The 14,437-nt window shown below is 40.9% G+C and carries 10 protein-coding genes; all 10 read right to left on the bottom strand.

Features of this window, described 5'->3' with window-relative positions; all coding sequences use genetic code 11:
* Positions 1-207: 207 nt before the first annotated feature.
* Positions 208-1,443, bottom strand: a complete 1,236-nt coding sequence (locus ACLCEG_RS00120) for a molybdopterin molybdotransferase MoeA (RefSeq protein WP_410564894.1) — start codon at positions 1,441-1,443, stop codon at positions 208-210.
* The gene (gene moaCB, locus ACLCEG_RS00115; RefSeq protein ID WP_000799986.1) at positions 1,443-2,366 is read right to left on the bottom strand and encodes a bifunctional molybdenum cofactor biosynthesis protein MoaC/MoaB; all 924 of its coding nucleotides are present in this window, start codon (positions 2,364-2,366) and stop codon (positions 1,443-1,445) included. The genes ACLCEG_RS00120 and moaCB overlap by 1 nt, the downstream gene beginning before the upstream one ends.
* Positions 2,367-2,389: 23 nt before the next feature.
* Positions 2,390-2,872, bottom strand: coding sequence for a molybdenum cofactor biosynthesis protein MoaE (locus ACLCEG_RS00110; RefSeq protein WP_410564891.1), 483 nt, complete (start codon positions 2,870-2,872; stop codon positions 2,390-2,392).
* A gap of 3 nt (positions 2,873-2,875) precedes the next feature.
* Positions 2,876-3,130, bottom strand: coding sequence for a MoaD/ThiS family protein (locus ACLCEG_RS00105; RefSeq protein WP_191010035.1), 255 nt, complete (start codon positions 3,128-3,130; stop codon positions 2,876-2,878).
* Positions 3,131-4,171: a GTP 3',8-cyclase MoaA gene (gene moaA / locus ACLCEG_RS00100; protein ID WP_410564889.1), complete on the bottom strand. Its 1,041-nt coding sequence runs from the start codon at positions 4,169-4,171 to the stop codon at positions 3,131-3,133.
* 229 nt (positions 4,172-4,400) lie between these two features.
* A complete protein-coding gene (locus tag ACLCEG_RS00095) occupies positions 4,401-6,674 on the bottom strand; it encodes a molybdopterin-dependent oxidoreductase (RefSeq protein WP_410564887.1) in 2,274 nt (757 codons plus the stop codon).
* A 150-nt stretch (positions 6,675-6,824) separates the two neighbouring features.
* A complete protein-coding gene (locus ACLCEG_RS00090) occupies positions 6,825-7,454 on the bottom strand; it encodes a molybdenum cofactor guanylyltransferase (RefSeq protein WP_410564885.1) in 630 nt (209 codons plus the stop codon).
* Positions 7,451-10,231, bottom strand: coding sequence for a molybdopterin-dependent oxidoreductase (locus ACLCEG_RS00085; protein ID WP_410564882.1), 2,781 nt, complete (start codon positions 10,229-10,231; stop codon positions 7,451-7,453). The genes ACLCEG_RS00090 and ACLCEG_RS00085 overlap by 4 nt, the downstream gene beginning before the upstream one ends.
* Before the next feature lie 18 nt (positions 10,232-10,249).
* Positions 10,250-11,872, bottom strand: coding sequence for a nitrite reductase small subunit NirD (gene nirD, locus ACLCEG_RS00080; RefSeq protein WP_274785430.1), 1,623 nt, complete (start codon positions 11,870-11,872; stop codon positions 10,250-10,252).
* A 12-nt stretch (positions 11,873-11,884) separates the two neighbouring features.
* Positions 11,885-14,431: a nitrite reductase large subunit NirB gene (nirB, locus tag ACLCEG_RS00075; protein WP_410564880.1), complete on the bottom strand. Its 2,547-nt coding sequence runs from the start codon at positions 14,429-14,431 to the stop codon at positions 11,885-11,887.
* Positions 14,432-14,437 lie beyond the last annotated feature (6 nt).

The raw sequence follows: 14,437 nt of genomic DNA, 5'->3' as shown, positions 1-14,437 counted from the left end.
CTTTATGCTTACCTCAATATAGAACTGGCCTACTTGCCTTATTATTTATACCCTAAACCACTTAATATGTTATATGCAATATTCAGCTTAAAAATAAGTTTTTAATGTACTTATGATGCTTATTTTTTAAATAACCATGAATAGAAATACTTATAAAATATGATTAACTTATAAGCATAAATTAATCATATTCAGCTTATTTATAGGCTAATTTGAAATAAAGATTCCTTTTAATAATGTACCTGACTCTAGTTTTGTACTCGCAGGAATACGGACTAAACAATTGGCTTGCATAAGGTTACTCAGCATATGAGACTGCTGCTTAGCCAAACTTTTTACTCTAAGTTGTCCTGCATCAAAATAAGCATACATTCGCAAAAAACGCTCACGTGCATCTTCTTTTAAATCATGCTCTAAAATTGCAGTAAACCATTCTGATCCCTGTCTATTGCCCTGCAATGCATCAAGCAAAGATTTGCCGTAAACTTGCATTGCTACATATACCGCAGCCGGATTGCCCGGCAAGCCTAACAAATAGCAAGAATGGCTAGCTTGTGAATTATGGTATTCGGCAAAGAATAAAGGTTTACCCGGTTTTTGTTTAACTTTCCAAAAGATTTGTTCAAACCCAACTTCGAAAGCACAAGGTCGAACAAAGTCGTAGTCTCCGACCGAAACTCCGCCTGTTGTTATGATGACATCATAGCTGTCTTTTAACTGGTTAAAGTATTGAGTGACCTGTTCAGCTTCATCTGCAACATGAATGAGTTCGATATCTAAACCATAATCTATAAACCAAGCTTTTAATAAAGGCCCATTTGCATCAAAGACTTTTCCATCAATTAAATCATCTACCGTTTGAGCAACTTCATCACCTGTGACTAGTACTGCAACTTTTGGTCTACGATAAACAGTAAGCTCTTGCACTCCCGCCATACTTAAAGCAGCCAAGCTTCCAATATTTAGAAACTGTCCAACTTGAGCAAGCAACTGCCCCTGCTGGATTTCTTCACCAGTAAAACGGATATCGGATTGAGGGCGTATATGTTCCGTTAAACAAATTTCTTGGGCCGAAATAACCGATACGATTTCTTGTCGAGCTACATGCGTTGTCCCTTCAGGAATTTTGCCGCCCGTAAATATACGAATCGCCTGACCTTCACCGAGTATGTCATGACTCTCACTTCCGGCACGAATCTCACCTGTGACTTGGAACTTTTGATAATTTAAGTCTTCTGCATGGCTACAAAGTGCATAGCCATCTACCGCACTTTGAGAAAAACTTGGTAGATTAATTTCAGAGTAAATCTCTTTTGCAAGATAACTACCTAGGCTATTTGTTAGAGTCTTTTGAATAGAGTTTAAGTTTTTAGGCTTATTAATCACTAAATCTAGCGCTTCATCTATACTGATTAATCCACGCTCAGCACCACAACCTGACATTATTCATAGCCTCCTGGATGCGGTAAATCACGGCAAACATCAAAAATATGGACTAAGGCAGGTAAAATAGCAGCCATTGATTCGCTTGCTCCACCACGGCTTCCCGGTAAAGTTACTACTAATGAACGATCAATAAACCCTGCCACTCCACGTGACATAGCAGCATATGGCGTGCGTTTTTGTCCAAATGAGCGAGCAGCTTCCATTAAACCATCTAATTTACGTTCTAAAAGAGGCTCTAGCGTATCAACTGTAATATCACGCTTGCCAATTCCTGTACCACCAACAGTCATAATGCAAGCATATGATTTGCTCAACTCAAGCACTAAGTTTTTTAAAGTATCCGCTTCATCTGGCAAAATCTGGTAGTGAATCGGATCAAATCCTGCTTCAGTTAACGTTTCAACCACAGATTTTCCGGCAGTATCCGGCTTTCTACCCGCTGCTACGGTATCTGACAATACAATAACCGCAGCCGAAACAGGTTGACGAAGAACTCGCTTGAAGTGTGATTTACCACCTTTTTTCTTCAGTAGTTTACATTGATCCATCCAGAGCTCTTCTGGTTCACAATGTGGCTTTAACATGTCGTAAATGGTTAAACCGGCCAGACTTGCCGCCGTTAAAGCTTCCATTTCTACGCCAGTTGGTCCAATGGTCTCAACGACTGTAATAATTTTTACAAAGTCATGTTCTAATTCATATTCAACATCTGCCCGATAAATCGGTAGCGGATGACATAATGGAATCAGCTCATCAGTTCGTTTTGCTGCCAAAATTCCTGCAACACGCGCTGTTTTTAATGCATCACCTTTTTCCGTGTTTCCTTGTCTTAATAATTCAATACAGTGCGGTGGTGCATATAAAATCGCTTGTGCTTCGGCAACACGATAACTTTCCGGCTTCATTCCTACGTTTTTCATTATTTATCCTAGTGTTACATATTTCAGTGTGAGTGTTCATGGCCGGCATGGTGATGTTTGTGTTCGTGCGATGCATCCTTACGAATACAACAGCCTTCTACATAGTGACTTGTACCATCTGTAAAGAACTCTTCTTTAAAGACAGGCACTTCATGTTTTACCCGTTCGACTGCTTCCTCACATGCTTGAAAAGCTTCACGGCGATGGGCTGCATACGCAATCGCAATAATGGCTGTTTCACCGACATCTAGATATCCAATCCGATGAACCACTCGCACATAAGATACCTGATACTTTTTCTCAATTTCTAGTTCAATTTCACGTATCATTTTTTCTGCAAGTGGTTTATACGATGTATATTTCAGCGCCTTTACCGCTTTACCTTCGTGGTGATTACGAACCGTACCCATAAAAATATCGATACCGCCACACTCAGGAAAAGATTGAATCGGATCAAAAGTATCAAGGCTTAAAGCTTGCTCTTGTATACGTGCAAAATCTCGCATGGTTTAACCTCCCGCAACTGGTGATAATAAAACCAAAGTACATGGCTCACTTAAGGTAGCTTGTCTGGTGATGACATTGTCACCAATCGCACATGCACATTTTTCCATGGCTTTTATAGATTCTGGATGTAATGAAACAATTTCATCTAATACATCTTTAACCAAAATATGGCTAGGACAAACTAGCGAAAGATTTTCAGGTAGCAATTTTTCGATTGCACCAAATGCTTCGACTTTAATTTGAATAGATTGTTGCATTTATCCCCCAAGCATATGCATGCTGATTTTACGGGTTTGTTGATGTTGTAAGGCATGGAAACCTTTGGCTTTGTGCCAGATATAAGGATGAACCAAATGATTTAAATTTTGGACCGTCATATCATATTCTGGCGTATGTTGTTTACTTACCAATGCTTCAAGCTGAGGCTTAATATTTAAGCCTTGCGGTGCAAACAAACAGTTATATAGTTCGCCTTTTGCTGTAATTCGTATGCGGTCACACTGATGACAAAATGAATGCGTAATTGTGGAAATAATTCCTAAATAGTAGCTACCGTTAATTAGATATTGACGTGCTGGCTCATGTTGTTGCTCGATGACTTGTACCGAATAATACGGTTGCAATGCCTGTAAAATTTCAGCTTCACTCACCACATCTTTATTTGACCAAAGTGCATCGCCATCAAGCGGCATAAACTCGATAAAACGTAGCGGAATATGATTGGCGATTGACCACTTCACCATGGGTAAGATTTGATCATCATTTTTATCTTTCATTAATACGCAGTTAATTTTAAAAGGTAGTCCTGCATCTTTAGCAGCTTGAATACCCTCAAGAACTGGTTCTAACTTTTTCTTAGTGAGCTCTTTAAATTGAATTGAATCAAGACTATCTAAACTAATGTTTAAATCATCTAATCCAGCGTCTTTTAGTTGTTTAGCGTATTTAGCAAGGTAATGACCATTCGTAGTCATCGATATACGTTTTAAACCTAATGCTTTTAAGGCCTGCAAATCACGAACAAAATGAACAATGCCTTGACGCATTAATGGTTCACCACCCGTAATGCGAATACTCTCGATACCTTGCTGCACCATAAAATGACAAAATTGAAAGAGCGCTTCAAAACTAAGCAAGTCCTGTTTATTTAACCATTCTGGATGCTCAGGCATACAATATACACACTTAAAATTACAACGATCAGTTACAGAAATTCGTAACTTACGCTTGATACGCCCATATTGATCTTGTAGAAGGCTTGGCGCATTTTCAGAGTGATATTGTTTCATCATTTGCACTCATATCGAGAACATTTCAAATCTTGCGAGCACCGATTATGAACAATCAAATACAAAAAATTGCATCTTAATAGTGATTTGATTTTTAATAGCAAAATTTGTTCCAGCTCTACTTATTTTCCATAATATTTAAATTTTTTATAGACTTTTCACCGCACTACCTTAAGAACAATTAAAAAATAAATCTCAAGTTAGCACGGTAAAATCTATGTTTTACTTGATTCTATTTCTAACACTTTTCTAGACGGATGGGTACATATTTATGGTACGGCGTTTTCGACAATGGATCACAATGTTCAGCAGAAATAAGCAAGTTTAATTGTGGCCCAATCGGTTCTCCATTTTGAAAGCGCATACCGTAGCCATGTGGCAGTGACACAACACCTCTTCTCATCCCATCATCTAACTCAATAGCTACCTGAATTTCTCCATGCTGTGAGATACATTTAAGCTGCTCTCCTGTATCTACATTTAAGTGCTTTGCATCTTCGGGATGAATACGTAGTGCACCTTCTGCATCTACTTTTCGCCAAGCTGGGTCACGGTAAATTTGGTTGGCGTTATAGCTACGACGTTCACCTGACAAAAGGATGAAAGGAAACTCTTCAATATTAACGTTATGGCTTTTCAAGCTTGCGAGTTCACTTAACATCTCGGGAATTGCAAGACGTATTTTCTTATCTTTATAAGCCACCAGTTTCCAGACTTCATCATATTCATGTTGGGATAAAACCATACCTGAACGTTGCTTTAGTATCTGCTCAAATAGTTTGACACCTTGAGTTAACGGATTACCTTTATAACCTGCACGGCGTACCGCTTTGGTATGTAAAACAGCATATTGAATAGATAGCGGCAATAAAAAAGCAACTGAATCTGCAGAATTGCCAAGTCGTTTGCCAAGAGTTCGATAAATAATAGAAGCAGCAAAAGGGATATATTTTTTATGCCGTGCCAAGGTAAGTCCTAGCGCCGACAAGTATGGTAAGTAGGCTGTTTTTTTCGAGTCGACCGCAGCTATTTTTTCTAGAATTGGAAAGCGTTTTGGAATCACCTGCATGGCTTCAAGTAATCGTGTATAAATTTCGGCTTCCGGTAAAGTATTTGCTTGAGCAGCCAATATGGGATGACGCAGGTGAAAACCATTCTTAGGAAATTCCAAGTTAAAACCGGTAAATTCCCATTTTTCAAACTGAGTATGAGCAGGCAAAATATAGTTAGCGAGTCTCGCGGTTTCTGTCATGGCAACATCAACTACCACCAACAAATCTAATGCTTTAAAGGCTTTTTCATAGGCAGGTGTATCAGGGTAAGTTAATAGTGGATTACAACTATCTACAAACACCGCACGAATTTGTTTTTCCCCTGCTTTTAGGATTTCATCGGGTAAAATATTAGGCGGGAAAAACCCTGAAATCGGGAACATTTTATGATAAACGCTACGTCGATATTTTGGATTTCTTTCATCTGTATCGGTCAAAATTGGAATAAACATGGTATGCAAATTATTGGTACCCTGTTTTCCAAAGTTCCCTGTCAGCAAGTATAAAAGTTTTTCTAAATAACCATTTAATGTTGTATTCAAAGTATGTTGAATACCTAAATCGATACGTACACAGCCTCTTTTTGCCTTGGCAAAATCTCGAACAATCTGATAAATCAAATCGACAGGTACATCAGCTTTAGCAATATAGTCTTCAATCGGAACATGGTTAAATGCAGCTTTTACGTCTTCAAACCCATGTGTGTGCTGCTCAATAAACGCTGCATCATAAAGCTTTTCTTTAATAATGATCGCAATCATGGCCGACATTAAAAAAGCATCTGTTCCCGGTTTTAGCTGCACGTGAATGTCTGCTTGTTTTGCCGTTTCGGTAACACGCGGGTCGAACACCACCATGGTTCGGTTCGGATCTTTCTTAATATGTTTTAGCGTGTCTCGTGCGTTCGGAATACCATGGGCCTGAAAAGGATTTGTCCCAATAAAAAGAACGTAATCGGCATACTCAACATCTTCTGTCGTATGGCAAGCCTGACTACCGAATAGGCGACCATTGAGCCAGAAATCACCCGTTTTTTCTTGAGCAAGCGAGTTGTAAGCATAATAACTTTTCATGGCCAACAAGAGTTGTCGCCCATAGGCTGCACCCAAGTGGTTACCCTGACCACCGCCCCCAACAGAGGCAAAAGCAGTGCCGCCAAAATTATCGCGAATCTGAACTAATCGATCAGCAATTTCTTGTATGGCAACCTCCCAGCTCACTTCTTGAAATGAACCATCTGGCTGGCGTTTTAAAGGTGCGGTTAAACGGTCTGCATGTTTCTGGTAATGCTGTAATCTTGCGGCTTTTTGGCAAATGTAACCTTGAGAAAATGGATGCTCAGGATTACCTTTAATTTTGACAAATTGGTTATCTTGAATTTCTACGCTCAAACCGCAGTTTCTTGAACATAAAATACATGCGGTCACATCTGTTTTACTTTGCTGAGCTGCTTCCATCATTTTTCTGGCTCCGTTTATTTTTATACATCTGGCTAGAATGAAAATAACAAGTTCCAAAATAGAACTTAAATTCTAAACAGTCAATAACTCAAAATTTAAAAAATGATTTCAGATTATCAATGTAAATTTTAAATCGATATGATTGAGGTTCTAATTTGTCGAAAAAATTTCTTTAAATGCTTTAATTTGCTTATATTGTTGAAGTTCATCTAAAGAATTGATGCTATGGAAAAATAAGTTTTGCTTTTGAAATATGGCGACTTGCGCATGCAAAAGCTTGAAACAGTTTTTTAAACTCAATTGTTGTTTATCAACTTGTTGCTGCAAAACTTCTAGACTCTCACGTTTTAACAAACAAAATGGGTATAAGGCATCTCCATTAATTGAAACATAAGCTGCCTGAGCCTGTTTATTTTTCCGAAGAGCGCTGTGTAATTTCGCAACGACTTGCGTAGGTATATAGGTCACATCACAAGGGATAAACAAAACATAATCTGCTTTTACATGTGACCATGCACTTTTCATCCCCATAAGTGGACCAAAAAAACCGGAAGCATCATCTTGAAAACATTTAATATCGGGCACAATACTTTGATAGATTGAATAGTCGCGATGACTATTTACCCAAATTTCAGATACTGAAGATTTTAGCTTTTGATGAATTTTGAGTAGTTGCGTATCGCCATCAAATTGCTGCAACAGCTTATTTAAACCATTCATACGGCGGGCTTGTCCACCCGCCAGAATAACCAGATCAGTTACGGGATATCCCTTATTCACACTTCCACCTCTTGTTGGCAAGCTTTAATCAAGCCCCGAATTTCAGGTAAACATGAACCACAGTTCCCACCTGCTTTTAAACATGCAGTGACCTGTTTTTCATGGGTAATGTTTTGTGTTTTTATCACATCGATAATTTTATTCTTACCTACTTTAAAACAACTACACACTAAAGGCCCATCATTATTGGTAGCCGACATTGGCATACCTGCTAGTAAAGCTTTACGGTGCAAAGCGCTCAAACGTTCTCGTTTAAACAGACTTGCTACCCAGTCACGGTCTGGCAATAAATCTGGCGGTGCAATATATAGACTTGCAATTACAATGCCATCTTTCAAAATAACGCTATGGCTCAGCTGTGAAGAAATATCTTCTATGCTTAACCATTCAAAGGTTTCATCAGCAAATGGCAAAAAGCTTTTCAGGTTCTTTTGAGTATCATGAAAAGTTTGGCGGTCTGCAAGTTCATAGCGATTGGTTTTCACCATTTTGACTTTAGTCCACCATGCACAGTGATGTAGCGATTCTTGAATGTGCGAATCGTATCCTTCACGAATATAGAGCACACCTTGCCAAGTGGTATAGAACGGCTGAATGGTTACAGGCGTATGTTTGAACTCGGGCTCACCTGAAATTGCATCAACTTCCGGATTCACGACTTTACCAATACGGGCGTCGGATGCGACCTGTTCAGTCCAGTGAATCGGTGCAAAAATTTGCCCACGACGAACACCTGATGAGAATGTCACGCGCAGTACACAACTGCCCCATTTCGAACGAACTTCTACCAAGCCTTGATCACGTACACCAAACTTCAATGCATCACTTGGATGAATCTCACAGAATGGTTCAGCACGATGACTGGTTAAATTTGGCGACAAACCAGTACGCGTCATAGTGTGCCATTGATCACGAATACGTCCCGTGTTCAAAATGAGCGGATAATCTTCTGAAACTGCATGTACTGGATCAATTGCAACAGTCGGAATTAGTTTTGCCTTGGCATTTTTATGACTAAACTGGCCTTTGCCAAACAGTTGTTGAACAGCTTTAGCGTCTTGGTTTTTATCCCATACTGGCCATTGCACTGGTTGTAGAGCATCGTACTCAGCATTACTCAGATTCATTAAACCTTTCAGGTTGAAATAACGAAAATTATTACTCTCTTCTCGCATATCCATGTCTGCATTGTCTTGTGCAGATAACGCTGCGTGCTCATTAAAGATGTCACTTGCACTCGCAAAGTCAAAACCATTAAAGCCTAATTTTTTCGCGACTTGGCTAACAGACCACCAATCTGCTTTTGCTTCACCCGGCGCAGGTAAAAATGCACGCTGACGTGAAATACGACGCTCAGAGTTGGTCACAGTTCCATCTTTTTCACCCCAACCTAAAGCTGGAAGCAAAATATCGGCGTAAGCCGTAGTATCCGTATCGACACAGATATCTGACACAACGACCAAGTCGCATTTTTCTAAAGCACGTTTCACCTGATCGGCATCTGGTAAACTTACCACCGGATTGGTTGCCATAATCCAGATGGCTTTAATTTTTCCAGCTTCAACAGCACGGAACAAATCAACTGCTTTTAAGCCAGCTTGAGTTGCAATAAATGGGCTGTCCCAAAAGATTTGCACTACTTTTTGGTGCAGGGGATTATCCAAATCCATATGGGCAGCCAGCATATTAGCTAAGCCACCCACTTCTCGGCCACCCATAGCATTGGGCTGGCCTGTCATTGAAAATGGTGCAGCGCCGAGCTTTCCAATTTTGCCTGTCAGCAAGTGGCAATTAATAATGCTGTTGGCTTTATTCACACCCTGACTTGATTGATTCACACCCATTGAAAATAGCGTGATTACCTTTTCAGTCTGCGCAAATTTCTCAAAGAACTGTTGCATCTTATCGAGTGCAATTCCTGTACGCTTTGCCAAATATTCCACATTAGTTTCTGGCTCGCTGCTTGCCAAAACCTCTTGCAAACCTTCGGTATAAGCATCTACAAAAGCCTGATCGGCATGACCATTTTGATATAAATATTGGAATAGACCATTGAACAATGCGACATCTTGGCCCGGTAAAATCGGTAAATGTAAATCAGCTTGTTCACAGGTACTGGTAAAACGTGGGTCAATTACCACCACAAACATATCTGGATTTTGGCTTTTAGTCTGCATAATCCGCTGATACAGCACAGGATGGCACCATGCGGTATTGGAACCAACCAAAACCACCATGTCTGAATGTTCAAAATCTTCATAACTTGCAGGCACAATATCTTCACCGAAACTACGTTTGTGACCTGCCACTGCAGATGACATGCAAAGACGTGAGTTGGTATCGATATTTGCAGTGCCCAAATAGCCTTTTACAAACTTGTTCACCACATAATAGTCTTCAGTCAAAAGCTGACCTGAAACATAAAATGCGATGCTGTCACGACCATATTGATCGATACAAGACTGGAATTTATCGGCAATTTTATTGATTGCTGCATCCCATGTGGTTACAGTCCGATGTGGCTTACGACCAAACATCGGTTGAAGTAGACGTGTTTCTAACCCCAAAGTATCCGCAAGTCGGCTACCTTTAATGCATAAGCGCCCAAAGTTGGAAGGATGCTCAGCATCCCCCTCAACTTGCACCACAGGTCCTTGAGGTTTTTGTTGAACGTTTACACTAACACCACAACCTACACCGCAATATGGACATGTTGTTTTAGTTGTTTTTGCAACATGGTCGGAGCTATCAATTTCAACGCTTGGAATACTATTCATAACTGCTCCTTTCCCTATTTAGCCTGCATTTTTTAATGCAAAATCTCGACCAAATAGCAGCTTATTTCTAAATGAAGAAACAGGAGTTTGATCTGCAATTAACTCTGCATACCACATGCCATCTTCAGTATCTCCAAACAATACTGCACCGATTACCCGATCGTTTTGAATGATAATGCGTTTATAAATCTGGCGTTTTTCATCATTCAGAATAATGTCTTCATAATCATCTTTCGGTTCAAAATTGCCCGCAGAGAATACATCGACTCCACTCACCTTTAACTGAGTCGGTACGGTTGGCGCTTTAAAAGTTAAGCTGCCGTGCTCTGCTAAATGGGTCGCGCAAATAAAAGCTTGGCCCCACAGTGGTTCAACCAAACCGAAAGTTTGACCACGGTGTTCGATACACTCACCCACGGCATAAATACTTGGGTCAAATGTTTGCATGGTGTCATTCACCAATACACCACGGTTACAACGTAATCCTGCACTTTGCGCCAAAGCAATATTTGGACGGATACCTACAGCAAACACCACAAGGTCAGCATCTAACACTGTGCCATCTTTCAAACGGATTTGTTTGACATGACCATTTTCATCACCGATTAACGCTTCGGTATTGGCTTCGGTAATGATTTGAATGCCTTTTTGCTCAATGCTATGACGAAGTAATTGACTCGCACGCCCATCAAGTTGGCGCTCCATAATACGGTCCATTAAATGCAATACCGTGACATTCATACCACGTTGCTTTAAACCATAGGCAGCTTCTAAACCCAGCAAACCGCCACCAATCACCACGGCGTTGGTTTTTGAACCACAGTATTCAATCATGGTGTTAACGTCATAAATATCGCGGAAAGTTAACACCCCTTTTAGGTCAACACCTTGAACTGGTGGAATAAATGGTGCCGAGCCTGTTGCCAGAATCAAACGGTCATAATCAACTGTCTGGCCTTTTTCGGTGTAAATCACTTTACGCGGACGATCAATTTTTACGGCTTTATCACCAGCAATAAATTTAATGCCTTTATCGTCGTACCACTTCGGTGGATGCAACATAATGTCTTCAATGGTTTTTTCACCCGATAAAACCGGAGACAACATAATACGGTTATAGTTACCCCATGGTTCTTCACCAATCACCGTAACTTCATAACGGTCTGGTGCCATATCAAGTAAATCTTCCAGACAACGCATTCCTGCCAAACCATTCCCGATCAGCACCAGTCTAAGTTTGTCTTGTGATACACCTGTATTGGTAATATAAGTTTTTTGCGGCACCGCGTTGACCCAAACACGGCCATCAATAATTTTGCTCGGATAAACCGCCAATTTTTGGTCTTTATCTTCTAAACAACGGCCCGTAGCTAAACTGAAATGTTGTTTATAGATTGGAGATGCAACGACTCGTTCGCCTTGTAAATCACCAATAATCCCGCGGCTCATCACATTCGCTTGGCTAAACGGATCTTTATTGCTCAGTACATAAACACGTTTTTCATGCCCCACACGGAAAATTGCAACCGTTTGACCGCTCACTAGCGCTCCTGCACCAGTGTTTGGGGTTAAATCATCGAGTGCACAAACGTCAATCCACTGATCATCAGGAAGCATATTTTTGTCTTGTACAATATTCATATAAGTTCCCCTTTATGCTTCAACCATTGGAATACGGTCTTCTGAACGTTCAGCTTCGGTTAATGGGCGAATTTGACCACGTTCAGTTGTAAATTGAATGTGCGGATCAGCTTGTTCATTCGCTCCTGCATTGATATAGGTTTGGAAGCGTTTACGAACTTCTGGGTTCTCGACAGCTGTACGCCATTCGTCTTGATATGTACCAATAATGTGTTCCATACGGCGCTCAAGCTCGGCGGCTAAACCAAGAGAGTCATCAACGATCACAGATTTAAGGTAGTCTAGACCGCCTTCCATGTTGTCACGCCATACACTGGTACGTTGTAAACGGTCTGCTGTTTGGATGTAGAACATATAGAAACGGTCGATGTAACGTATGAGCGTTGCTTTATCAAGGTCAGATGCGAGTAATTCTGCATGACGCGGTTTCATACCACCGTTACCACATACATAAAGGTTCCAACCCTTTTCAGTGGCAATTACGCCTACATCTTTACCTTGCGCTTCTGCACATTCACGCGTACAGCCAGACACTGCCATTTTCAATTTATGCGGTGAACGCAAACCTTTGTAGCGGTTTTCAAGTTCAATCGCTAAACCAACAGAGTTATCTACCCCGTAACGGCACCAAGTGCTACCCACACAAGATTTCACTGTACGTAACGACTTACCGTAGGCATGACCAGACTCGAAGCCCGCAGCATTTAACTCTTCCCAAATAAATGGAAGTTCATGAACTTGGGCACCAAACATATCAACACGTTGACCACCAGTAATTTTGGTGTACAAGTTATATTTCTTCGCAATTTGGCCAATCGCAATTAAGCCATCCGGAGTGACTTCCCCACCTGCCATACGCGGTACAATGGAGTAAGAGCCATCTTTTTGAATGTTACCTAGGTAGTAGTCGTTACTGTCTTGCAGACCTGCGTGACTTGGCTTAAGGACGAAATCGTTCCAGCAAGATGCCAAAATATTTGCTGCGGCTGGTTTACAAATATCACAACCTAAACCGTGCCCATGTTGATGAATCAAATCATCAAATGTCTTGATTTCATTGACACGGACCAAGTGATACAACTCTTGACGCGAGTACGGGAAGTGTTCGCAAATGTGATTGTTAACAGTCACGCCTTGACGCTGTAACTCTGACTTCAATACTTGAGTCACTAATGGTGCACAACCACCACATGCTGTTGCTGCTTTGGTGCATTTCTTTAATGCACCTAAAGAGGTCGAACCATCGCTAATTGCTTGGCAGATGTCTGCTTTTGATACGTTGTTACATGAACAAATGGTCGCGCCGTCTGGCAGCAAATCGACTCCGCTACCACCAGATTTTCCTGCTGATTGTTCAAAGCCAGGCATGATTAAGCTTTCAGGAACTTCAGGTAAAGCCAGACCGTTTAACATCATTTGTAAAAGGTCGTTGTACTCTTTCGCATCGCCCACTAAAACCGCGCCCAGCAATTTGGTTTTATCGGCATTTACAACAATCTTTTTATAAATCAGTGCATGCTCATCTGCATAGAAATAGCTTAATGCACCCGGAGTCATGGCATGAGCATCACCAACAGAGGCAACATCAACACCCATCAACTTCAACTTGGTGCTCATGTCTGCGCCAGCGAAGCAATGACACTCTTCATCTAAAATATGTTTTGCTGCAATACGCGCCATGTCATAGCCCGGTGCAACCAAGCCATAAATTTTATTTTGCCAAAGCGCACATTCACCAATGGCATAAATGTTTTGATCAGATGTTTGGCAATAATCATTAATTACAATACCGCCACGCTCACCAATCGCAAGCCCGCTATTTCGCGCTAACTCATCACGTGGGCGGATCCCCGCAGAGAATAAAATCACATCAGTTTCGAGTTCACTACCATCGGCAAACTTCATCACATGAGTGGTATTTACACCAGACTCAATTGACTGAGTCGCTTTTTGTGTATGAACTTTTACACCTAAATCTTCAATTTTACGGCGTAAAACTTTGCCCCCTAAGTCATCAATTTGAACTGCCATCAAACGTGGTGCAAACTCAACAACGTGCGTTTCTAAATCTAAATCACGTAAAGCTTTGGCTGCCTCAAGTCCAAGTAAACCACCGCCAATTACTACACCTGTTTTTGCATTGAGACTCGCTGCACGAATCGCGTCTAAGTCTTCAATAGTACGGTAAACAAAACAGTTTTCACGGTCATTACCCGGAATTGGCGGAACAAATGCATATGAACCAGTCGCCAGCACCAACTTGTCATAGCTAATCACATCACCATGATTGGTTGTTACGGTTTGTGCCGTCGTATCAATCGCCACTGCTTTAGTATTTAAACGCAGGTCGATGCCATACGCATCGGCAAAATCAAAACGTGCTAAAGATAAATCTTTTGCCGATTTCCCTGAGAAGTATTCAGTCAAATGTACGCGGTCATATGCGATACGAGGCTCTTCTGCGAGAATTGTGATTTCCAGTTCATCATCTGCTTTTTCTAAAATGGCTTCGATGAATTTGTGGCCCACCATACCATGACCAATCATTACCAATTTCATAGTGTT

The organism is Acinetobacter sp. H1(2024) (assembly GCF_046557555.1).
GTDB lineage: Bacteria > Pseudomonadota > Gammaproteobacteria > Pseudomonadales > Moraxellaceae > Acinetobacter > Acinetobacter seifertii.
Note: the sequence above shows the minus strand (reverse complement) of the source record. Positions and strands in the feature narration are given on the sequence as shown.